This is a genomic window from Methylomonas defluvii (assembly GCF_033949435.1).
In the GTDB taxonomy this organism is placed as follows: Bacteria; Pseudomonadota; Gammaproteobacteria; order Methylococcales; family Methylomonadaceae; genus Methylomonas; species Methylomonas defluvii.
Window position 1 is genome coordinate 1 of sequence record NZ_JAXARY010000025.1, and the last position, 22,371, is coordinate 22,371.

The following is a 22,371-nucleotide window of genomic DNA, read 5'->3' on the forward strand; positions in this document are numbered from 1 at the left end:
TGCGCTGCAGATTTCATTGAAAACATGCGGATCGTTTTCGACGAACATCTACCGCGCTGGAACTATCGGGCTATTCCTCAAACCAACTAATTTCAGGAAGTTATTTTTGGCGGAATCCTAAGCTCTATGAGCCGCCTGTTCACTGCATTGTCGACGGGAATAGGAAAATCGAACTTCATGTAAAGTTCGGTGAGCTCGGGCAACGATGCCGACTGAGCCTTCTCTCGTTGCGCGTCGGAGTCTGGCTTCACCGTTTTGCGGAAGTTCTCAACTATCGTGTTCTGCTTGGCACGGAGCCTGCGTTGCAGCAGGTCCGAAAATTCCTCGACCCGATTCATGACGAACTCTTTGTCGAAGACGCGATCCAGCAGACGAATGATACGTCGCTTTTGAAAGAACCAAACCTGCATTGGTTCGAGTATCGCTCTCACCTTGTCGAATTCGGCTACGAGGTTTTTTATCTCGACGCGCAGAACCGGATTTTCGACGTCTACCTCACGATCAAAGATTTCAAGCTTTAACCCGTCGCATAGCACGATCAAGGCTGCATTCACACTGGGGTGAACCGAGTACTCCAACGCCTGAGAGAAGTCTTCGTAGCCGAATGAGGAGATGCCGATCTGTGGTCGCTTTGCTTCCAACAACCAAAAGTTCTCATCCCACAAATGAACGTGGTAGTCGGACCGGCGCGTTTGTCCCGCAAAGGTTAGTTGGCGCTCGAGACTGGTCGAGAAAGGCGTTCCTTTGTCATACCCCAAGACTCGCAACATCGGATCGATGATGTAAGAGCGCACCTCGGCTTCGTTAAACTTCGAGACATCGTAGTTTTGTATGTGTCGCAACGTATCGACTTTTTCGGGTGTAAGCGGCTCCGATTGTTTCGACACTAGTAGCATGTCGACGTCGAGCGAACCGGACAAAAGCGGGTTCATGATGGTTTTCTCCGATGCGTGTGGTCTGACTACCGGGTTTAAATGTTCTGCATGTTAGCCGTGACTCCTACAAATTGCGAAACGCAATCGGCGGCTGCTACCTGAGCTCATGCATCCCGCTGCTAGCTCACTCGTGTTTCGCAAACAAGAAGCAAGTAGCCTCGATGGAATCGAGGATTCGAAGGCTAACACCCTTACACTTTGACGATGTTATTGATCCGGCCCTTAAATGTTTTAACCGTTCGTGCTTAGCTTGTAGAAGCACAAGCAGCCTTTCGACAAACTCAAGGCGTACGGATATTAAAAGTTCATGAGGCCGGATCAATAGTCTGATGACGAATGGCAGACACCCTCGATTCCGCTAACGCTGCATCGAGGCTACGCAAGACCTACCCTGGTCGTGCAATCATACCGCTATCAATCGGCTTCCATTCCACTACGGTCACTAAAGCCGAAGGGCCGTAGGATGCCGTAAACAGCATGCACCGCATCGTTCGCGATTGGTGCGGTTTGTAAACTCACCACACCCTTGTATCTTAACTCCCGTCATGGTTAGCTACTGTGGCACTGAGATAGGAGTAGCTTGCCCGCACCCTTAAGGCTTAACCTTGTGACGTAGATCAAGCCTTCTGTCTACGGCTGCTTTTGGCTGGACATTAATGATAAGAACATGGCTGAGCTAATAACGCCCGGCATTGGGAGCGGCAAAACCGGCGATGTTAACGAGCGGCTTCTAGCAGTCCACGAGTGGGCTAGTTCTTACTCAATGTTCCCTGCAGATATTGATTGATTTGTTCCAGGTCCTGCTCATTCAGGCTGCCGGCCGCTTCCTTGAGTTTGATGCCGTTAATCAGATAGTCGTAGCGGCTTCTGGCGTAATCGCTCTTGGCTTTATATAAATTACGTTGCTCAGTGAGTACGTCCACCATGGTGCGGGTGCCCACTTCAAAACCGGCTTCGGCAGCTTCCACGGCCATTTCGGCGGATTTGCTGGTGGCGTCTAGTGCTTTGACCCGGCTGATGCTGGACACCACGCCGCGAAATGCGTCTTTAACGCCCCGATTGATGCTGCGTTTTATTTTGGTCAAATCTTCCTTGGCGGCTTCGTACTCGTAGGCCGCTTGGCGGCTGCGGGAAGAGGTGCCGCCGCCTTCGTATAAAGGCAGATTGAGTTGCAATCCAAAACTTTCATTGTCGCCGCGCAAGCCGTAGCGGTTGCCAGTGTCCATTTCGCTGTATTGGGCGACGATGTCGAGGGTGGGCAGATGTTTGGATTGTTGTAATTCGATGTTTTTGCGGACGTATTCGGCTTGATTAATTTGGGCGACGATAGAGAAATTATTGTTCTCCGCCGTATTCGACCAGGACGCCAAGTCCTCGGGTGCGGGCGGGCTGAGCGGGATTTGCGCCTGCAAACTGTTCAGTTCGGCGGCATTCTCGCCTATGATTTCCCGCAAGGCTTCCTTGCTGTTATCCAAAAGGTTTTGTGCTTCGATCTCGCTGGCCAAGGCCCTATCATAACCGGCTTGGGCTTCATAGACATCGGTGATGGCGATGATGCCGACGTCGAAACGCTGCTTGGCCTGTTCCAATTGTTTTTCAATGGCTTTCTTTTCCGAGTTGGCGAATTCCAGATTATCTTGCGCGGCCAATATATTGAAGTACGCTTCGGCGGTTCTGCGGATCAGGCTTTGTTGTTTGGCCTGGAATTGCGCTTCCGCCTGAGCAATTTTGTTATCGGCTTGATCGAGCTGCACCCAATGGTCCCAATGAAACACCGGTTGTTTCAAATTAATACCCAATTTGCTGTCCCAGTAATGCTGCAATGTGGTTCCCAAAAAGCTGGTACTTTCCAGACGATTGCGGCTGCTGTTGGCGCTAAAGGTAAGATTGGGCAACATCTGCGCGATGCTTTGCGACTTGATCTCGGCGGTAGCAAGCTTATTGATATCCGAGCTTTTAAATTCCGGATCATTAGCTTTCGCCAACTGATAGGTTTCCAGCAAGTCCTGGCTAAAAGCCGGTTTTACCGGTATCAATGCTACCAAAAAGGTGCATAACAGTCTTATCATTGCTATATCTCGTGCTGAGAGTTGGGAATAAACTTACATTATCGCCTAAAATAAAGACCTTACAGTGCTTATTTAATTTTGCCATAAGGTTAGGCACACATCATCCGTTCGTCAAAGTAAAACCTTAAGGAACTGATCATCCTAACCTATACGGAGTAGAAAATAGCAACTGCAGGTTAAAGAAAGATCGCGCACTTCACTTTTAAATTCGCCATGTTTCCAAAGAAACTGCATCGGGAAAATAAGTATGCAGATAACAAAGTTCATTACAAAAAATGTGATAAACCTTTTGAATAAATATGATTAAATAATTTTAATTTAAAACAAATTATCTTATTTTTGATGTTCAGGACGAAGCAAATCGTTCACTGTTTTTACCGGATTAAATGTTTCGATAGGAACTTCAACAAAAATTGTATTCCAATCGCTCATGGCTCCATTCCAAAGTCCGGGCAACTCTAAAGCTTTCAATTCTTTACCGCCCTTCGATTTCGATGAAATAAATCCGGTTTGGTTGTCGACATAATGTAAAAGATTAAATTTTTCGCCTTTATAGTTTTTCACTCCACAGACCAAATCAACAGGATTAAAATGTGTTGAATTCATCATTTTAGCTTTTTCAATCGGATTTGATAAATCAATTTGCGAACTTTCGAGAATTTGAGTAGATACGGTTCCGTCTGCATTTACAGTAAGAAAAGGGCCGCCACCAGGCTCTCCGGTATTTTTAACCATGCCACAAACCCTAATCGGACGATTTAGTTTTGACTTCAGATACTGTTTTAATTTACTTTCATTCAATTTGTTAATTTCAGGGTGGATATTATTAAGTTCCTTTTCGCAAAACAGGGAAATTTCATGTAAGCTTGAAATAGAAATATTCTCTTTCTCCAATAATTGAAGATTTTCAAACGCTTTTTGTTGAAGTTTAATCAATAAACCTGCAATAGCTTTCTTATATTTAACTGTTTGGCTTTTGAGCGAATCAGGAACCACATTATCAATATTCTTAATAAAAATCACATCTGCATTCAAATCGTTAAGATTTTCAATAAGAGCGCCATGTCCTCCGGGACGAAAAACTAATTTTCCATTTTCGCGAAATGGTTGATTTTGTTCGTCGACAGCTATAGTGTCAGTCGATGGCTTTTGTTCTGAGAAACTGATGTTGAATTTTTTACCCAGTACATTTTCGTATTCAGGAAGCGTATCATTTACATGTTTTTCAAACAGTTGACGGTGTTCAGTTGAAACTGTGAAATGAATATTTACTTCATTCGATGCATTAGAAGCATACAATCCACCTTCCACCAAATGCTCCTGTAGCGAAGTACGTTTTTCGTTGTTATATGTGTGAAATAAAAGTAAGCCTTTAGGCAAAGCACCATAATTCAAGCCATTACTGTTTAATAAATTAGACACTATAGCTTTCGTCTCTCTATTTTCAATCAAATCATCAATGGTTTTATTATTATTTTTCAAACAACATTCGTTCAAAGCATCGTAAAAAGCGAAGTTTTTAATTTCAGTAATAAATTTAATTTCAGCAGGTTTTTTCGGTTCGGCATAATCGGCATCCAAAAACTCATATAAATCTTTAAACATACGACTGGCCGCACCCGATGCAGGAACAAATTTGAGTATTGAAGCATCGGTTTTTAAATAAGCATCCCATATTTCCAACAACTCATTAATTTGTGCATCCGAAGCAATGGTAATACCCTGCTCTGGTGATGCAGCATTAATAATTTTCAAAAACGGGAAACCCGTTTCAAAACTTTTAAGCTGATAAACAATTTGTGATTCTGAAATACATTTTTCGCTAATTTGCTGTAAATCGTTATTTGATAGCATCATATTGTAATTTTGATGTTGAAAATTTTGTAATATTTATCTGCACAGTTAATTATAGGACAAAAGTACAGCTACATTTGGGTGCCTCGAACAAATCATCAGATGAGAAAATAGCGGCAAGCCAATGCTGCAGATAACCGCCGTGATCAAAGAAATCCTCTTTGCCGCCGAAGCAGGGCATTGATCTGCCCATAGTGGGGATTGTGGTTGTGGTGTCCGACTCCGTAGCCTTTACCAAAATCGTCCCCACGTTATAAACACTGATACCCGATTGATTCCCGTATGAGTTACCGTTCGGCATAACTCTTTATTATAATCATATGGTAACAATGCATCAGCTTTGGAACTAAACAAAATGAAGTGGCGCCGTCTAACATCACTGTTGTTGGTCGTTATATTCTGACCCCGGCGATTTTTGGAAAAATCGAAAATACCGGCCGTTGCGCAGGCGGCGAAATTCAATTGACCGATGCGATTGCCGCGTTGATGAAAGACGAGCAAGTGCTGTCTTACGAATTTGCAGGTAATCGCTACGATTGCGGATCAAAATTCGGTTTCTTGTTGGCTAATGTTGAATACGGTTTGCTGCACCCGGAAATTAAATCAAAATTTGCCGCGTACATGCAGCAGCGCGTTAGCAAAATTTAGTTCGCCGGCAACAACGGAATGGCGATTACCCGCCATTCCGTTGTTGCCGGCGATTGACGATTTCGTAAATCAATAGTGCGCACATAATCAGTGCGGTGCCGGCCATGGTTTTTATCGTCAACGGTTCCTGGTTGACGCTATAACCCAGCACCAAGGACATTACCGGTGTCATCAGATTCATCATCGCCACATTGGTGGCTTGCATGTTGGCCAACACAAAATAATACAATGCAAAACCCAGGGTGGTGGCAATCACGCCAAGATAAGCAATGGAATACAGGGTTTGCTGTGGAATATTTTCCGGCAATAAGCCGCCATCCGACCAATACCAGGTGCCGAAATACAAGGGCACCGCGATTAACAATCCACCTGTAACCAATTGTAAAGCCGGTAGACGTGCGTCAATCTGCTTGACCCACACCGCGCTGGCCGCGTGGATGAAGGTAGCCACCAGCACGCCGATCAGGCCTTGCAGAGCGAGTTCATCCAATTCCAGCGCTGAGCTGAACATGACCACCAGCCCGCCCATACCCAAACTATAAGCGAATAATTTACCCCAACCCAGGCTGCGTTCCTGCAAATATGCCGCCGCCATAAAAGCGGTCATGAACGGGCTTAATCCGAAAATTACCGAGATCCAGCCGGATGGCACGAATTGCGCGGACCAATAGGTGATCAACATGCTGCCGTAAAGCTGTATCGCCACTGCCAGATAAGTGATCAAAGCAGGGCGGTTGAGAGGCAAACGCCGGCGCAAAAGCAACAATAACAGCAGTAGGCAAGCCAGTCCGGTGCTCATTCTTGCCATCGCCCCGAAGACGAAGCTGACGCCGATGCTGCTCCATTTGATTGCCAGCGGTGTGGTAGTCCAGACCAGAATGACACCGAAATAGGCTAAAGCCAGCCGTGTTTTCACCTTAAGGCAATTTCAGACGGTTGGCGATCAATTGCTCAACGACCGAAGGATCGGCCAAGGTTGAGGTATCACCAAGATCGTGAAATTCATTGGCGGCGATTTTGCGCAAGATGCGGCGCATGATTTTGCCGGAACGGGTCTTGGGTAGACCGGGTGCCCATTGAATCAGATCGGGTAGGGCGATAGCGCTGATTTCCTCGCGTACCAAGTCTTTCAACTCGCCTTTCAGGCTGCTGTTGCCCTCGATACCCACGTTTAAAGTCACATACGCATAAATGCCCTGGCCTTTGATCGGATGCGGGAAGCCGACCACCGCAGCCTCGGCTACCAAGTCGTGTAATACTAACGCGCTTTCGATCTCTGCTGTGCCCAAGCGGTGGCCGCAGACGTTCAGCACGTCATCGATGCGGCCGGTAATCCAGTAATAGCCGTCTTTGTCGCGGCGGGCACCGTCACCGGCGAAATAATAGCCGGGGAACTTGGCGAAATAAGTGTCGATAAAGCGCGCATGGTCGCCATAAACGGTGCGTGCTTGCCCAGGCCAAGGACGGGTCAACACCAGTACGCCTTCCGCTTCGCCTTGCAGGATATTGCCATCCGGATCGAGTATCGCCGGCTTTACGCCGAAAAACGGCAATGTGGCTGAGCCGGGTTTTAACGGTATCGCGCCCGGTAAGGGGGTGATGAGAATGCCGCCAGTTTCGGTTTGCCACCACGTGTCTACGATCGGGCAACGTGTACTACCAACTACCTGGTAATACCATTCCCAGGCTTCCGGATTGATTGGTTCGCCAACGCTGCCAAGTATACGTAATGAGCTGCGGTTGGTGCGGGTGACAAAATCGTCGCCCTGGGCCATCAACGCTCTGATTGCGGTTGGCGCGGTGTAAAAAATATTAACCTGATGTTTGTCGATCACTTGCCAGAAGCGGTCCGGGTGCGGGTAGGTCGGTACGCCCTCAAACATCAAGCTGGTGGCGCCATTGCATAATGGGCCGTATAACACGTAAGAATGGCCGGTGATCCAGCCTATGTCGGCCGTGCACCAATAAATCTCGCCTTCCTGATAATCGAACACGTATTTATGGGTCATGGCCGCATACAGCAAATAACCGCCGGTGCTGTGCAGCACTCCCTTCGGTTGGCCGGTAGAACCGGAGGTATACAAGATGAACAAAGGATCTTCGGCGTCCATCATCACCGGTTCGCAATCGGTCGATGCGGATTGCATCGCTTCGCGATAATCAATGTCGCGGCCTGTGGTCCAGGGGATGTCATGGCCGGTATGCTTGATCACTATCACGGTATGCAAGTTGGGGCATTGCTTGGCGGCTTTATCGACATTCAATTTAGAATGCACAATTTTGCCGCCGCGAAAGCTCTCGTCGGCGCAGATCAAGACCCGGCAATCGGCGTCGATGACGCGATCACGTAAGGCATCGGCCGAAAAGCCGCCGAAGACGATGGAATGCACCGCGCCGATGCGCGCGCAGGCTAAAATAACTACCGCCGCTTCCGCGATCATCGGCAGATAGATACAGACTCTGTCGCCCTTTTGTACGCCATGGGCTTTCAGGACGTTGGCGAATTGGCAAACTTGGGTGTGTAATTCTCGGTAGGTCAGTTGACGATCATGCGCCGGGTCGTCGCCTTCCCAAATGATCGCTACCTGGTCGCCGCGTTTTTCCAGGTGTCGGTCCAGGCAGTTGACGGTGACATTGAGTTTGCCGCCTAGAAACCACTGTATTTCGCCCTTGGGGTAGTCGTATTGCAGTACCTGCTGCCAAGGCTGATGCCAGTCCAAAAATGCGGCGGCCTGTTCAGCCCAAAAAGTTTCCGGTTCGTTTATCGACTGCTGATATAGACGCTGGTACTCGGCACTGTCGATATGCGCGTTGGCGGCAATCTGCGGATTAACCGGATAAATTTTTTGGTCTGACATAACGTAACCTCCTTCTTTGAACGTTATTAACTGTGTTGTAAGGCAGAAACGGCTTGGGTGCTCGTCAAACGCTCGGCTTGCCAGTGTTCGATGGCCCATTCCAGGATACTGTCGATTGCGGCCAGCCGCAAATCGGGTGGTGGATTTTGCTTGAGTAAGGTTAGCAGCAGAAACAAGGTTGGTCCGGCTTGATTGGGATTGACGGCTTGCGCTCGGGTCTGCTTACTCAGCTTATGGCCTTCTTGGTCGACAATCAGCGGAATATGCATGTATTGCGGCGTCGGGTAACCCAGCAAATGCTGTAAATACAGCTGTTTAGGGGTGGAACCCAATAAATCGTAACCTCTCACCACCCGATTGACCTTTTGCCGTTGGTCGTCAACAACACAAGCTAATTGGTAAGCAATGATGCCATCCTTGCGTTTGACGATAAAGTCGCCATGCTTGCTGGCCAGATTTTGGCTGATTTCCCCCTGCAAGTCATCAACAAAGCGCGTCGAAATATCCGCCGTTTTTACTCGTAGTGCGTGTGGCGCATCAGTCGATTGCGGGTTGGTGCGGCAGTGGCCCGGATAAATCAAAGGCGAATTTGCCAATAAGCTGCGGCTACAGGTGCAAGGGTAAAGCGCCTGCTGCATTTGCAATTCGACAATGGCCTGCTCGTATTGCTCAAGATGATGGCTTTGATAATCCACTTCGCTGTCCCAATACAAGCCGAAGCTTTGCAGGCAATTCAGAATCGCGTCGCTGGCTCCCGGCATATTGCGCGGCGTATCGAGATCGTCGATGCGTAACATCCATAGCCCTTTATGCTGACGGGCATCCAGATAGCTGGCAAGTGCGGTGTATAGAGAACCGAGGTGAAGTGGGCCGGTAGGCGAGGGCGCAAACCGGCCGATATAAGATGTTGCTGTGGGCAGAGTTAACCCAATTGTTTTTCCCTGATTTCATCGAGCGTTTTGCAATCGATGCACAGGGTAGCTGTTGGACGGGCTTCCAGACGTCGAATACCAATCTCGATACCGCAGGTTTCGCAATAGCCGTAGTTTCCGGACTCAATTTCCTTAAGGGATTCGTCGATCTTCTTGATCAGCTTACGTTCGCGGTCGCGGGTGCGCAGCTCAAGGCTGAACTCTGATTCCTGCGTAGCCCGGTCGTTGGGATCCGGAAAGTTGGCCGCTTCGTCCTGCATGTGGTGGACGGTGCGATCCACTTCCATCATTAATTCGGACTTCCATTTATTTAAGATGGCGGAAAAATGGCTCAACTGCGCCTCGTTCATGTACTCTTCGCCTTCTTTTTCCTCATAAGGCTTAAAAGTAAATTCCGATGCGGCAGGGTTAGTATTGTTCATCCAATGACTCCTGGCGGTCTATAAAAAAATCGGGGCTTTTTAACAGAATAGCCGGGGCCAAGCAAGAAGTTTGTTATTATGAAGGCGCTTTCTACTAACGGAATTTGGACATGAAACACCACGTCGCCGAGCGAATGCGCGGCATCAGCTCATTTTATGTGATGGAATTATTACAGCGCGCCAAGCAGCTGGAACAAGAAGGCCGGGATATTATTCACATGGAAATCGGCGAGCCGGATTTCGAAACCCCGCCGGCGATATTAGCGGCTGGAAATGCGTTCATGCAGGGTAGGGAAGTCAAATACACCGCCGCGGCCGGATTGCCGGAATTGCGCCAAAGCATTGCCGATTATTACCAAGCAGAATACGGGGTAAAACTGGACCCCAAACGGGTTTTCATTACCCCCGGTGCGTCCGGCGCGTTTTTGCTGGCGTTTGGGATTAGTTTGAATCCGGGCGAGCAAATCTTGATGGCCGATCCGTGTTATCCCTGTAACGATAATTTCGTGCAATTGTTCGACGGTAAGACTCAGTTCGTGAATGTTGGCGCCGAAACAGCTTATCAACTCAATGCCGAATTGATTCGACAGCACTGGCAGCCAGCCAGCAAAGGCGTATTAGTCGCTTCGCCGTCCAATCCGACCGGTACCATCATCGGTAACGATGCGCTACGCGCTGCTATTCAGCAGACGCATGCTTTAGGGGGCTGTTTTTACTCGGACGAGATTTACCACGGCTTGGTTTACGGCGAAACCGTCAGCAGCGCTTTGGCGTTCAGCGATGACGTATTTATCATCAACAGCTTTTCCAAGTTCTTTGGTATGACCGGCTGGCGTATCGGTTGGTTGATCGTGCCGGAAGATTTTATCGATGCGGTGGAAAAACTGGCGCAAAACATTTTTATCTCCACACCTACCCATTCACAATACGCGGCTTTGGCCTGTTTCAGCGCTGAAAATATGGCGGAATTGCATCGCCGCCGTGACGAGTTTGAGAAACGCCGGGATTTTCTTTACGACAACCTGTTACGGCTGGGTTTTAAAATTGCCTGCAAACCACAAGGGGCCTTTTATATTTACGCAGATTGCAGTGCGTTTACCGACGATAGTTTTGAGTTTGCCAAGCAGCTGCTCGAACAGGAAGGGGTGGCGGTAACGCCAGGCAAAGACTTTGGCCAGTATTTGGCTCACAAGCACATTCGATTTGCATATACCGCCTCAATCGATAGAATGGCCGCCGCGCTTCAAAGACTGGAAAGATTCATATGCCCATAAACCAATACACGCCAGAGCAGCTAAAACAACATTTGCAAGACGATCCGTCGGTATTTTTACTGGACGTCAGGGAGCCCCACGAATTTGCCTATGCCAAGATAGCCGGTAGCGTGTTAATACCTCTGCAACAAATACCCGCGCGCTTCGACGAAGTGCCGGCTGACCGAGACGTGGTGGTGATTTGTCATCACGGTATGCGTAGCCAGCAAGCCTGCCATTTTTTGCAGCATTCCGGACTGCAAAGATTGTTCAACTTGAAGGGCGGCATCGACGCCTGGTCCGTGATTTGCGATCCGTCTGTTCCTCGTTACTAAACAATTAATAAAGCTATGTTTCTAAAAGAGTACTATGCCATTCAGGATGGCAGTGTCGCCATCAGCGCCGCGCAGGCCAGTATGTTTGCCAAGGAAGTCGCCCATGACTTCAACCCCTTGCACGACGAAGACGCAAAACGTTTTTGCGTGCCGGGCGATTTATTATTCTCGTTAGTGTTGGACAAATACGGCCTTAGCCGAAACATGCACTTCATTTTTTCCGGGATGGTCGGTCATGGCGTGTTGTTGAATTTTCCCGATGACGACGCCGAAAAAATCGATGTGACCGATAACCAAGGCAAGACTTATTTGCAGATCGAGCGCTCCGGCGATGTGATCCGCGATCCGGCTTTAATCGAAGCGTTAATTCGTGACTACGTGGCGTTTTCCGGGCAGAACTTTCCTTATGTGCTGGTACCTTTGTTGGCTAAAGAGCAAGTCATGTTCAATATCGACCGGCCTTTGGTGATCTATGAAAGCATGACCTTGAGCTTAAACCGGATGGACTTTCACGAACCGCGTCTGGAAATGCTGGAACCGAAAATGGAAGTCAACGGCAAGCGTGCCACCGCGTATCTTTATTTCCAAATTAAATGCGGTGACGAAGTGGTTGGTTCCGGATTCAAGAAGCTAGCGGTCAGCGGTTTACGCGAATATGAAGCCGAACCGATGCAAGCCTTTGTAGACGAGTATCTGGCTAGAAAACATGGCTATTTAGGTAATCTTGCGGAAGCCACCGCGTAATCAGATATTCTGCCGTTCGCATGCATGGGCTGGCAATTTGTTTGAGTTTCGAGTTTTCCAACCGGAGCGCACAGAGCACTCCGGCTGTTACCTGGGTGGGGGAATTCAGCTGTTTATAACTCCGCAGAAAATGGCTCTACTGTCACCATTTCTCCAGCATCTATACCCGTACTATCGGCATTCAGCACAATAAAACAGTTGGACTGACTGGCTACTTTTAGTTGATGAGAATCTTGTTGACCGGCAAGACGGACGGCTAATTCTCCTCCAGCCTGCTGGTACAGGATGCCGCGTTGATATTCCTGCCGCCCTGGCGATTTTTTTAACCGGCTGTCGCATCGGACTCGTAAGCGCAATGCTTGTCTGGCAGGTAAGCCGGCAAGCTGTTCCAAACCCGGCTTTACGAATTTCTCGTAAGTGACCAATACGGCAACCGGATTGCCGGGCAAGCCGAAAAACCAGCAGCTTCCGATTTTGCCAAAAGCCAGCGGTTTACCGGGTTTGATTGCCAGTTTCCAGAAGTTAACCTGCCCGCATTTTTCCAACGTTTGTTTAACAAAATCCGCATCGCCAACCGATGCTCCGCCGGTGGAAATGATGACGTCATAGTGCTGGGCTGCGTCCTTGAAAGTTTGTTCGAGTTTCAATGGATCGTCTGCGACGATGCCCAAGTCCGAGACTGTGTGGTTTGGGTCGGATAGCAGTCCGGCTAATAAATAGCGGTTGCTGTCATAGATTTGGCCAACAGCTAGCGGTTCTCCGAGTGCGACCAATTCATCACCAGTCGAAAAATAGCCAATGTTGAGTTTGCGTTTTACGCTGATTTTTTCGATGCCGGCGGCGGCCAATAGACTTAGATCGCGAGCTGTCAGCTTTTTCGGTGCGGCAATTAATTCTTCATGCTGTTTAACGTCACTGCCGGCTGCACGAATATTTTTATACGGCTGCCAGTCGAGGGGAAGTGATACGGTGTCACCATCGATTTCAATTTGTTCTTGAGCAATAACGCTGTCCGCAAATTCCGGGACTACCGCCCCGGTAAAAATTCTGACGCATTGGCTCGGCGTCTGCTGCGCCAAGAACGGCCGTCCGGCCCATGCGATGCCGATTACTTGCAATTTAGCCGCTTGCCCGGCAGCTACATCGCCAGCAGCAAATGCGTAGCCGTCCATGGCCGCCGTGCGTTGAGATGGAATGTCTATAGGAGACACCACGCTCTCGGAAAGTACCCGGCCCAGTGCCTGCGGCAAATCGACATGCTCGCTTTCGTTGACGGTCTCAATCGTTTTGCGGATTTCCAATAGCGCCTGTTCGACGCTCAATAACTCGTGTTTGTTAGGGTAGCAGATGTTAGTCACGTGGGCGCTTCAAAAAGATTTCGATAATGAATTTGGCTACGGCCTCTGCATCGTTTAGATCAAGGCACGGTAAGCCGGGTGGTGTTAAGAGTGGTTGATCGCTTGCTATCGCGATAATCGAGGAGTCTTCAGGGTAAAGCAGCGGCTTGCCTAGGCTTGGTCTGCACAGCTCAATTTTGGGGTAGCTCTCGTGCCTGAATCCTTCCACTAAAATCAAATCCAGGCCTGCATTGGGAAACAAGGCAAGCTGTTCAGTCAGCGAAATATCGCCATCTGCCGACAATTCGCTGATTACCGCACGCCGGTGTCGGGAAACCAGCATAACCGGAGTGGCTCCCGCTTCGCGTAGCCGAAAACTATCTTTGCCGGGTTGATCAATCTCGAAGTCGTGATGACTGTGTTTGATTACACCGATTTGCAGATTATGTGCTTTCAGTATCGGGATAAGTTTTGTCAATAAACTGGTTTTGCCGGTGCCGCTGGCGGCCGCGAAGCCGAGGACTGAAGGGGTGGACATGGACTTCTCTACATTTGTCGAACTGGCCGTATTCTAAGTTATTATGGCGCTCGTCGGTTAAAGCGTTTGGAGTGCGGGTGATACGAATAGTGATATTGTTGGCATTGGTACTGGCAGTTTTAATGCTGCCGGGATTTATGAAGCTACCAGCCGAAATGCGCAGCAAACGACTTAAACAACTGGCCTGGGTTGCGATTGCGCTGATTTTGCTTGTACTGATGCTGAGTGGAAAACTTAGCGGTCTGCTGGCGATATTTGGCGTAATATTCGCGTTTTTAGTGCGCTCGATGCCGCTAATATTAAGGTACGCGCCTCAGCTTCATAGCATTTGGTTGCGGTTCAAAGCCGGCAATCCGCAATATGGTAAGCCTGGTCCTGGGCCATCTCGACAAGCGGGTATGACAACAACTGAAGCTTTTGAGGTTTTGGGGCTTAATCCCGGCGCCACGGAAGAAGAAATTATTCAGGCCCACCGTAAACTCATTTCGCGCTTTCATCCTGATCGAGGCGGTTCAGATTATTTGGCGGCCCAAATTAATCAAGCCAAAAAAACATTGTTAGGTCGTTGAGAAGCACGATCAGAAAAAGCTCCTTTCAGAATTGTATGTTCTTGCAGTTCTTTTAAATATATGTGATACGCATCACTTTCTTATTTTCATAATTTAGAAGTGGTTCGAATTTTAGTTTGATCTTGCTGATTTTAGTCGCAAAAATGACCTGGGAGGTCGCTGTGAATAAAAATCAAAAAAGAGATGTGGACCACAAAAATATCAGTAAATTCAATTTATAAGATAAATCTTTTAAAGTTATACTGGCACTCGCCGTTAAGGTTAATGCCCTCGATTAGATCGGATCGGAAATACACGAAGAGGCATGATGTCGTTAAGATTGGCCTATTGACTTAATTGGTTTTGGCAGTGAGCAATATCGGTTCCGTTGTTGGGTTTCAATCTTATCTGCATTTAAATAGTTTTAAGGGATTAATAGTTATCTGGCGAGACACGTACCAATAAAAATAAACGATTCAGCAAGCCAAAATACCTGGGAGATTAATCATGATGGAAGAAACGATAGATGTAATTAAAGATATGGATATTCCAGATTTCATTTCTTTTGATGATGTCGATGAAGAAGTTGTCGAAATCGATCCGAACGAAACCTTTAAGCTGGCCGAAATAGAAAGTAACGAATCGCAAAATGAGAGTACTTTCGATGCCACCCGAGCGTATCTTAATGAACTCAGTAAATCCCAACTGTTAACTGCGGATGAAGAAAAAATCTACGGCAGACGAACTCAACAGGGCGATCCACAAGCCCGAAAAATTATGATCGAAAGCAATTTACGTCTGGTTGTGAAAATTTCCAGGCGTTATTTAAATCGCGGGCTCCCTTTACTCGATTTAATCGAAGAAGGTAATTTGGGGCTGATCCGCGCAGTGGAAAAGTTTGATCCTGATCGTGGCTTCAGATTTTCAACCTACGCAACCTGGTGGATCAGGCAGACCATAGAGCGTGCAATCATGAATCAGACTAGAACTATTCGCCTGCCGATTCATATTGTTAAAGAAATGAACATTTATTTGAAAGCGCAGCGGAATTTAGCGCAACAGCTTGATCACGAGCCGACTGTCGACGAGATTGCGCGGCATCTTGATAAACCGGCTAAAACCGTCAGTAAAATGCTGAAACTCAACGAGCGCGTCACATCTGTTGATGTGTCATTCGGTAAGGATTTTGACAAACCCCTACTTGAGACAATTTCCGAAGAAGAAAGCCGTAATCCTGCTGAAATCTTGCAAGACGACTTTATCCAAAATAACGTCACCTACTGGGTCTATCAGCTTGCCGAAAAACAGCGCGAAGTAATATGCCGCAGATATGGTCTTTGCGGCTTCGAAAACGCAACTCTGGAACAGGTGGCGCTAGAATTGGGTGTCACTCGGGAAAGAGTCAGGCAGATACAAATGGACGGTTTGAAGCGTCTCAAAGAAATTCTTGAAAGTAGTGGCTATTCGTTCGAATCGATTTTTAGCTAATACTAAAATTTAACAGGCGGCAAACCAGAGTAGTGCGACTTTGTCAGATCTGGTTTGGGTGCCTTCTGTAGGTACTTATAATCGATACACCGGCAAGCCGTTAATCCTGTCGTCGATTAGTTGGATCAGTTCGTTGTATGCAGAACTTCCTACCGAATGAAACTTGCCAACAAATGTCGCTTCGTCCATATGTTCCGGTAAGTCCTGTAATTCCGGGATAATAGACGAATAATCTTTAGTGCTAGACATTATTCTTTGTAATGCCCTCGCTTTCTCGGTTGATGCCACGGCTATTTGACCGAATCTAGTCCCGGCTCGATCCGCGGTCAGATCAATGAAGCTGAAGCCGCTACCTTTTTGCGCATCTCCCAGTTCTTTATCTATGCCTATTTGCTCGCCGAGTAATGAGGAATCAAGAATTGCCAATAATGCCGAAGCAATAAAATGCTGAGGTATATCCACTCGCTTATAAGCAAATACAGGATATTCCTTGCTGTAAACCAAGCCAAGCGGCAGATAGCGGCGTAAGTCCTGTTTATAGATATAGCTGCCGACAGCAATGATGATCGCGCGATTTTCCTGAACGGCGTCCTCCGTCGGCGTTTGTTGATACGCCGTCAAAAATAAGGGTTGCAATAAATCGGTAATAGATAAGCGCCAGCTAGGATCATGTTGGCTGACGATTTCGTTGATTTGCTGTTGATAGCGATGCAGGTTTGGGTAATCCCGATGTTTTTGGATAGCCAATTGCTTTGCCGCATCTACGATGGACCCAAGATAACTAATTTCCAAAGCTTGCGGGCTAATGCGGACTTTCTTGACGTATCGGCTCAACAATTGCCAATGCTGCTCTAGCGGCGTGTTATGCACGATAGCGGGAATCAGGAGATTTGCAGCGGGATCGGGAATGGAAATTTCACCAATTTTCAAAGACTTGATAAAAATGGCGTCATCTACCTGTCGTAGATTAAAACTAAAGTCCAAATATCTGCCCCAGGGGCTTTTAGGCACAAATATCGCTATCTGAATCATCAATCTGTCATCTACAATCTGAATTTGCGTCGTATTTTCCGCAAAATGGTTTAATAGATAACTCACCGCAATATTCAAGTCCTTCTGGTCCAAACTAACGGTTTTAATTTGGCCTCTTTCCTCCGGTGCGACATGCAATAACTGCTTCGCGCGCTGTATGTCTTCGCGGTTCAAACCCTGATGGATTTTTAACAACGGCGTATCGTCGATTGCGAAAAACAGTAAGCCTACGAACAGTATTGCCAGTGAAAGGAGGATATACAGCAGGAATTTCAGCATTGATCAAAGATCAGATTAAAGCGAGCCTCCTTGAGGTAATACATTTCTTGTTTGAGATCAGCATGCGTCAGAGGCGCTTGTTCCAGCCAATTTTTCGGAAAATCGATTTTTATATCGTGGCGATTAATCGTGATGCTAAAGTCCGGGCGTTTGCTATTACGGTTGCGGTGCAGCAAAGCGGCCAGCCGAAACACCACTGCCATGATCGGCGCATGTTGGCGCCAAGGAAACGGCAAATCCTCAAAGCGACTTAAATTAAGTTTCTTGCGGTGGCTGCGCACCAACTTAGACAGCAACAGTTGATCTTGCTTGGAAAACCCCGCCAAATCACCATTTTCGATAATATAGGCGCTGTGTTTGTGATATTGGCTATGGGCAATCTCAAAGCCAATTTCATGGAGTTCCGCCGCCCATTCCAAAAACTGTAAGCTGGCAGGGTTGTCGTTAAAGCAAGGGTGGTCGTCTAATTGCTGAGCGATGTAACGTAAGGTTTCTTTGAGCTGTTGACTGTGTGACGTGTCGGTGTGGTAACGTGCGGCAATGGTCTGGCTAGTCTGCGAACGAACGTCATCGTTGTAAATTCTACCGAGTAAATCCTGCACCAGACCTTCGCGCAATGCGCCATCCGAAACCGTCATTTGCTGAATATTCAAGGTCTTGAACGTGGCATAAACAATAGCGACCGCGCCGATAAACACCGGTCGGCGCTCGATACTCAAGGCTGGAAAGCTGATTTCGTCGATCCGATTCAGTTTTAACAGGTGGGCGACCAACTGTTCCAAGCCTTCATTGGTGATGTCGTTATTGCTCCAGCCCATGGTTTGTAACACATTGCTGACCGCCTTCAGGCTGCCGGAAGCACCAATGGCTTCCTCCCAGTTTTTGGAATTGAACGTGTTTTGAAAGGGTTCGAGATGTTGCTCGGCAAACAGTACCGCTTTACGAAAGGCCTTTTTGGTCAGTTCGCCGTTTTTGAAAAAGTTCTGGCTAACAGTGACGCAGCCCATGTTCAGGCTTTCTTTAGTGTGGGCAATATCATCGCGGCCGATAATGTACTCTGTGCTACTGCCGCCGATATCCATCACAAAACGGTTGTTGGCATTGCTGCCCAGGCTGTGGGCCACGCCTTGGTAAATTAAGCGCGCTTCCTCAATGCCGGAAATGATATGAATCGGATGCCCCAGAGCTTTTTCGGCCTTATTGATGAATTGTTGCGAGTTTCTGGCGATGCGTAGCGTATTGGTGCCTACTATGGAGACGCTGTTGGGTGCAAAATCCCGGATGCGGTGACCGAAGCGTTCCAGGCAGGCCAAGGCGCGTTCTTGCGTGATTTGGTCGAGATTTTTATGCTGATCCAATCCCGCAGCCAGACGAACCATTTCTTTCAAGCGGTCGATGGTTTGCAATTTGCCGTTGTGCAAGCTGCATATAATCATGTGAAAACTGTTGGAACCTAGATCGACGGCAGCAACACTGGTCGGTATTTGATGTGGCAAGAGTCTAATCCTGTTCAGGCTGCTGAGGAGCGGTGAATTCTGATAAAATCCGAAAGCTTTATTGGCGCATATTTAAATAGCGCGTCAATTTCTTTGCCCGGGATTATAACATCAGAGCATGACGGCTTTATCCATCCAAAACCTAAAAAAGACTTACAACAATGGCTTTGCAGCCTTGAAAGGCGTGGATCTCGAGGTCCAGCGTGGCGACTTTTTCGCGTTGTTGGGTCCTAATGGCGCCGGCAAATCGACCTTGATCGGCATCATCAGTTCGCTGGTTAACAAAACCAGCGGATTGGTCAGCATCTTCGGTCACGATTTGGATAAAGACAATGTCGCTGCCAAAACCTGCATCGGCGTGGTACCGCAGGAAGTTAACTTCAATCAATTCGAAACCAGCATGAGCGTGGTGATGAACCAGGCCGGCTATTACGGCATTCCGCGCAAGCAAGCCTTACAGCGCACCGAACAATGTTTGCGGCAAATGGAACTATGGGATAAGCGCGACGTAGTGTCTCGGCGTTTGTCCGGCGGCATGAAGCGGCGGTTAATGATAGCCAGAGCCATGGTGCATTCGCCGCGCTTGTTAATATTGGACGAACCCACCGCCGGCGTGGACATCGAAATCCGCCGCTCGATGTGGGAGATGATGCAGGACGTCAACAAACAGGGCACCACCATCATTTTGACTACCCATTATCTGGAAGAAGCCGAAAGCTTGTGCCGGAATATCGCCATCATCAATAACGGACAAATCATCGAAAAGTCAGCGATGAGCAGTTTGTTGAGTCGCTTGCACACCGATCATTTTGTATTAGATATAGCGCGCCCATTAGTGCAAGCACCGCTAATCGATGGCTGTGAAATTGTGCTGAGTGGCGATACTGTGTTAGACGTCGCTGTGCCGAAAAGTCTCGGTCTAAACCGTTTATTTCAAGCGCTATCTGAGCAACGTATCGAGGTTCTGAGTCTGCGCAACAAGTCCAATCGACTGGAACAATTATTTTTGGATCTGGTGCAATGAACTACTCAGTCGCTTTTTTGACGATTTTGCTCAAAGAAATCCGCCGTTTCACCCGGATTTGGCCGCAAACGCTGCTGCCGCCGGCCATTACCACGGCACTGTATTTCCTGATCTTCGGCAAGCTGATTGGCGACCGCATAGGCCTGGTGCATGGCGTCAGTTATATGGACTACATCGTGCCCGGCATTATTCTGATGTCGGTGATCAGCCATTCGTATTCCAATGTGGTGTCTTCGTTTTATTCTACTAAATTTCAGCGCCATATCGAAGAACTCTTGGTGGCACCGGTACCGAATTATGTGATTTTGGCCGGTTATGTCTGCGGCGGCATCGCGCGCGGGGTGTTGGTTGGCGTGGTGGTGGCAGGTATTTCGATGATGTTTACCCACACCACCATTCTGCATTGGGACATCGCGGCTGCGGTGTTTGTGCTGACGGCAACCTTGTTCGCGCTGGCCGGTTTCATCAACGCGGTGTTTGCCGATAGCTTTGATGATATTTCCATCATTCCCAACTTTGTACTGACACCGTTGAGCTATCTGGGCGGGGTATTCTATTCGATAGCGATGTTGCCGGGGATTTGGCAAAAAATCGCGCAGGCCAATCCGATTTTATACATGATCAACGCCTTTCGTTACGGCATGATAGGGGTCAGTGATGTCGAGATCGAACTGGCTTTTGCGATGACAGGTGGCTTTATCGTGTTTTTAACCGCCCTGAGCTTGCTGTTGTTGCACAAAGGTATCGGTATAAAAAATTAGTAGCTTATTCCAATGGCACCAACATATTGCGCAAGGCGGTAAGATCTTTGATCGCGATAAAGCGGTTCTGCACCACGATCAAATTATCGTCCTGGAATTTTTTCAGCAGGCGGCTCACCGTTTCCAAGGCTAAGCCTAAGTGATTGCCGATTTCTTGGCGGGTGAGTGACAATTTAAATTCAGATGATGAAAATCCGCGCCGTTTCAACCTTTCGGATAAGCTGATCAGAAAATAAGCCAAACGCTCTTCCGCCGGTCGTTTGCTCAATACCAGCTGGTTTTTGTCCTCCAGCATTTTCTCACCGGTATGCCGAAACAATTCGCGCGTCAGGCTGGGCATGTTCTTGAACAAATCTTCCATATTGTCGGCCGGTAGGATGCAAAAACTCATGGTTTCCAACGCAATCGCCGCGCAGCCGTGCTTTTCGGCGGAGAGACCGTCGAAGCCCAGTAGTTCGCCGGGCAACAGAATATTCAATATATGCTCGTTGCCATGGCTATCGTTAGCCACCAACTTGGCGCTACCGGACTTTATTGCCAGAATGCCACGGAAATTGTCGCCTTCACGGTAGATAAAATCGCCGCGTTGCAAGGTTTTACGGGCCTTGACGACTTGGCTGATGTTATTAATTTCGGCTTGCGATAAACCGCGCGGTAAACAAATATTATCCAGACTGCAATTAACGCAACTGACTTGATTTTTAAGCGGCTCAGGGGCTTGAGTTTTCAATGAAAGCATAGTGTTGGGTTTGATAATTTGCCGCTTCTCGACGAAGCGGCGACATAGCAACGGATAACCAGTTAATCTTGTTGGTGATAGGCAACTATCCGTTCTACTTCGGATTTAGAACCTAAAATCAACGGCACTCGTTGGTGAATACTGCTGGGTTTGAGATCTAAAATTCGTTCGCGACCGGTGGAACACAGCCCGCCGGCTTGTTCGATGATAAATGCCATCGGGTTAGCCTCGTACATCAGGCGCAGTTTGCCGGGCTTGGACGGATCGCGAAGATCGTGCGGATACAGGAATACCCCGCCGCGCGTGAGGATGCGATAGACTTCAGCTACCAGCGAAGCCACCCAACGCATATTGAAATCTTTGCCGCGCGGCCCGTCGACGCCGGCGACACATTCGTCAATATAACGCTTCACCGGCGGCTCCCAGAAACGTTGGTTGGACATGTTGATGGCAAACTCGCTGCTGTCCTCGGGAATTTTCATGTTGCAATGGGTCAGAATGAACTCGCCGATATCCTGATCCAGCGTAAAAGCGTTCACACCATTGCCCGTAGTTAGGACCAACATGGTGGAAGGACCGTACAACACAAAACCGGCGCACACTTGTTCGGTGCCTTTGCGCAAAAAATCCTCGGTTTCCGGTTCAACGCCTTCGCGGCAGCGCAGAATCGAGAAAATGGTGCCCACAGTCAGGTTAATATCGATATTCGACGAGCCATCCAGTGGATCAAACAACACCAGATATTTGCCCTTTGGATATTGTTTGGGGATTTTGATCGGATCGTTGATTTCCTCCGATGCCATCCCGCCCAGGGAACCACTCCAATCCAAAGCCTTGACCATGATGTCGTTGGTAATAATATCCAGCTTTTTTTGCACTTCGCCCTGCACGTTTTCGGATTCCGCACTGCCCAATACGCCAATTAAAGCGCCGCAATTGACCCGGTGGGAGATCTGTTTGCACGCAGTCACGATGTTATTCAGCAGCAGCGTGAACGTACCGGAAGCATCCGGCAACCCGCGCTGCTGCTCGATGATGAACTGGGTCAGGGTAACTTGGTGGGACATGCGTTAATTCTC

20 protein-coding genes and 1 pseudogene are annotated in these 22,371 nt (G+C 48.1%); 8 read left to right on the forward strand and 13 right to left on the reverse strand.

Translation table 11 applies throughout. The annotated features are described in order from the left end of the window. Positions 1-92: 92 nt before the first annotated feature. From QLH52_RS20640 to QLH52_RS20650, 3 genes are all read right to left on the reverse strand, one after another. The gene (locus QLH52_RS20640; protein WP_319962796.1) at positions 93-932 is read right to left on the reverse strand and encodes a type I restriction enzyme HsdR N-terminal domain-containing protein; all 840 of its coding nucleotides are present in this window, start codon (positions 930-932) and stop codon (positions 93-95) included. 752 nt (positions 933-1,684) lie between these two features. Beyond that, positions 1,685-3,004: a TolC family outer membrane protein gene (locus QLH52_RS20645; RefSeq protein ID WP_319962797.1), complete on the reverse strand. Its 1,320-nt coding sequence runs from the start codon at positions 3,002-3,004 to the stop codon at positions 1,685-1,687. Positions 3,005-3,337: 333 nt separating this feature from the next. Further along, positions 3,338-4,861, reverse strand: coding sequence for a DUF4301 family protein (locus tag QLH52_RS20650; protein ID WP_319962798.1), 1,524 nt, complete (start codon positions 4,859-4,861; stop codon positions 3,338-3,340). Positions 4,862-5,215: 354 nt separating this feature from the next. Here QLH52_RS20650 and QLH52_RS20655 point away from each other — a divergent pair. Continuing rightward, positions 5,216-5,506 (forward strand): annotated as a pseudogene (locus tag QLH52_RS20655) (UTP--glucose-1-phosphate uridylyltransferase); the annotation flags it as partial. Between the two features lie 25 nt (positions 5,507-5,531). On the opposite strand, the gene QLH52_RS20660 reads toward QLH52_RS20655, so the two are convergent. The 4 genes from QLH52_RS20660 to dksA are packed head-to-tail and all read right to left on the reverse strand — an operon-like array spanning position 5,532 to position 9,718. After that, positions 5,532-6,422 (reverse strand): DMT family transporter, encoded by an 891-nt coding sequence (locus tag QLH52_RS20660; protein WP_319962800.1) that lies wholly within the window; start codon positions 6,420-6,422, stop codon positions 5,532-5,534. A 1-nt stretch (position 6,423) separates the two neighbouring features. Then, positions 6,424-8,364, reverse strand: a complete 1,941-nt coding sequence (acs, locus tag QLH52_RS20665) for an acetate--CoA ligase (RefSeq protein ID WP_319962801.1) — start codon at positions 8,362-8,364, stop codon at positions 6,424-6,426. Positions 8,365-8,390: 26 nt separating this feature from the next. Beyond that, on the reverse strand, positions 8,391-9,296 hold the full coding sequence (gene gluQRS / locus QLH52_RS20670) for a tRNA glutamyl-Q(34) synthetase GluQRS (protein WP_319962840.1): 906 nt from the start codon (positions 9,294-9,296) through the stop codon (positions 8,391-8,393). Next, positions 9,287-9,718 carry an RNA polymerase-binding protein DksA gene (dksA, locus tag QLH52_RS20675; RefSeq protein WP_033156319.1) on the reverse strand — a complete coding sequence of 144 codons (432 nt, stop codon included), beginning with the start codon at positions 9,716-9,718 and terminating at the stop codon, positions 9,287-9,289. The genes gluQRS and dksA overlap by 10 nt, the downstream gene beginning before the upstream one ends. 110 nt (positions 9,719-9,828) lie before the next feature. Here dksA and QLH52_RS20680 point away from each other — a divergent pair, with 110 nt between their 5' ends. The 3 genes from QLH52_RS20680 to QLH52_RS20690 are packed head-to-tail and all read left to right on the forward strand — an operon-like array spanning position 9,829 to position 12,050. Further along, a complete protein-coding gene (locus tag QLH52_RS20680) occupies positions 9,829-10,992 on the forward strand; it encodes a pyridoxal phosphate-dependent aminotransferase (protein ID WP_319962802.1) in 1,164 nt (387 codons plus the stop codon). Further along, positions 10,983-11,306, forward strand: a complete 324-nt coding sequence (locus tag QLH52_RS20685; protein ID WP_033156317.1) for a rhodanese-like domain-containing protein — start codon at positions 10,983-10,985, stop codon at positions 11,304-11,306. The genes QLH52_RS20680 and QLH52_RS20685 overlap by 10 nt, the downstream gene beginning before the upstream one ends. A 15-nt stretch (positions 11,307-11,321) precedes the next feature. Beyond that, a complete protein-coding gene (locus tag QLH52_RS20690) occupies positions 11,322-12,050 on the forward strand; it encodes a DUF3581 domain-containing protein (protein WP_171695482.1) in 729 nt (242 codons plus the stop codon). 113 nt (positions 12,051-12,163) lie between these two features. Here the strand turns inward: QLH52_RS20690 and moeA are convergent, their stop codons facing one another. After that, on the reverse strand, positions 12,164-13,408 hold the full coding sequence (moeA, locus tag QLH52_RS20695; protein WP_319962803.1) for a molybdopterin molybdotransferase MoeA: 1,245 nt from the start codon (positions 13,406-13,408) through the stop codon (positions 12,164-12,166). Next, positions 13,401-13,925 carry a molybdopterin-guanine dinucleotide biosynthesis protein B gene (mobB, locus tag QLH52_RS20700; RefSeq protein WP_319962804.1) on the reverse strand — a complete coding sequence of 175 codons (525 nt, stop codon included), beginning with the start codon at positions 13,923-13,925 and terminating at the stop codon, positions 13,401-13,403. The genes moeA and mobB overlap by 8 nt, the downstream gene beginning before the upstream one ends. Positions 13,926-14,014: 89 nt before the next feature. Between mobB and QLH52_RS20705 the strand changes: the two genes are divergently transcribed. Beyond that, on the forward strand, positions 14,015-14,494 hold the full coding sequence (locus QLH52_RS20705; protein WP_319962805.1) for a DnaJ domain-containing protein: 480 nt from the start codon (positions 14,015-14,017) through the stop codon (positions 14,492-14,494). Between the two features lie 486 nt (positions 14,495-14,980). Then, positions 14,981-15,961, forward strand: a complete 981-nt coding sequence (gene rpoS / locus QLH52_RS20710) for an RNA polymerase sigma factor RpoS (protein ID WP_033156312.1) — start codon at positions 14,981-14,983, stop codon at positions 15,959-15,961. Positions 15,962-16,036: 75 nt separating this feature from the next. Here the strand turns inward: rpoS and QLH52_RS20715 are convergent, their stop codons facing one another. Continuing rightward, complete coding sequence (locus QLH52_RS20715; protein WP_319962806.1) at positions 16,037-17,272, reverse strand: hypothetical protein; 1,236 nt, start codon at positions 17,270-17,272, stop codon at positions 16,037-16,039. Beyond that, positions 17,266-18,768, reverse strand: coding sequence for an exopolyphosphatase (gene ppx, locus QLH52_RS20720; RefSeq protein ID WP_319962807.1), 1,503 nt, complete (start codon positions 18,766-18,768; stop codon positions 17,266-17,268). The genes QLH52_RS20715 and ppx overlap by 7 nt, the downstream gene beginning before the upstream one ends. Before the next feature lie 118 nt (positions 18,769-18,886). Between ppx and QLH52_RS20725 the strand changes: the two genes are divergently transcribed. Further along, positions 18,887-19,792: an ABC transporter ATP-binding protein gene (locus tag QLH52_RS20725; RefSeq protein WP_319962808.1), complete on the forward strand. Its 906-nt coding sequence runs from the start codon at positions 18,887-18,889 to the stop codon at positions 19,790-19,792. After that, on the forward strand, positions 19,789-20,553 hold the full coding sequence (locus tag QLH52_RS20730) for an ABC transporter permease (protein WP_319962809.1): 765 nt from the start codon (positions 19,789-19,791) through the stop codon (positions 20,551-20,553). Before QLH52_RS20725 ends, QLH52_RS20730 begins: the two co-directional genes overlap by 4 nt. Before the next feature lie 4 nt (positions 20,554-20,557). On the opposite strand, the gene QLH52_RS20735 is transcribed toward QLH52_RS20730, so the two are convergent. Both QLH52_RS20735 and QLH52_RS20740 read right to left on the reverse strand, forming a co-directional pair. After that, on the reverse strand, positions 20,558-21,292 hold the full coding sequence (locus QLH52_RS20735; RefSeq protein WP_192395561.1) for a helix-turn-helix domain-containing protein: 735 nt from the start codon (positions 21,290-21,292) through the stop codon (positions 20,558-20,560). Positions 21,293-21,354: 62 nt separating this feature from the next. Beyond that, positions 21,355-22,359 (reverse strand): class 1 fructose-bisphosphatase, encoded by a 1,005-nt coding sequence (locus QLH52_RS20740; RefSeq protein ID WP_205454342.1) that lies wholly within the window; start codon positions 22,357-22,359, stop codon positions 21,355-21,357. Positions 22,360-22,371: the final 12 nt, after the last annotated feature.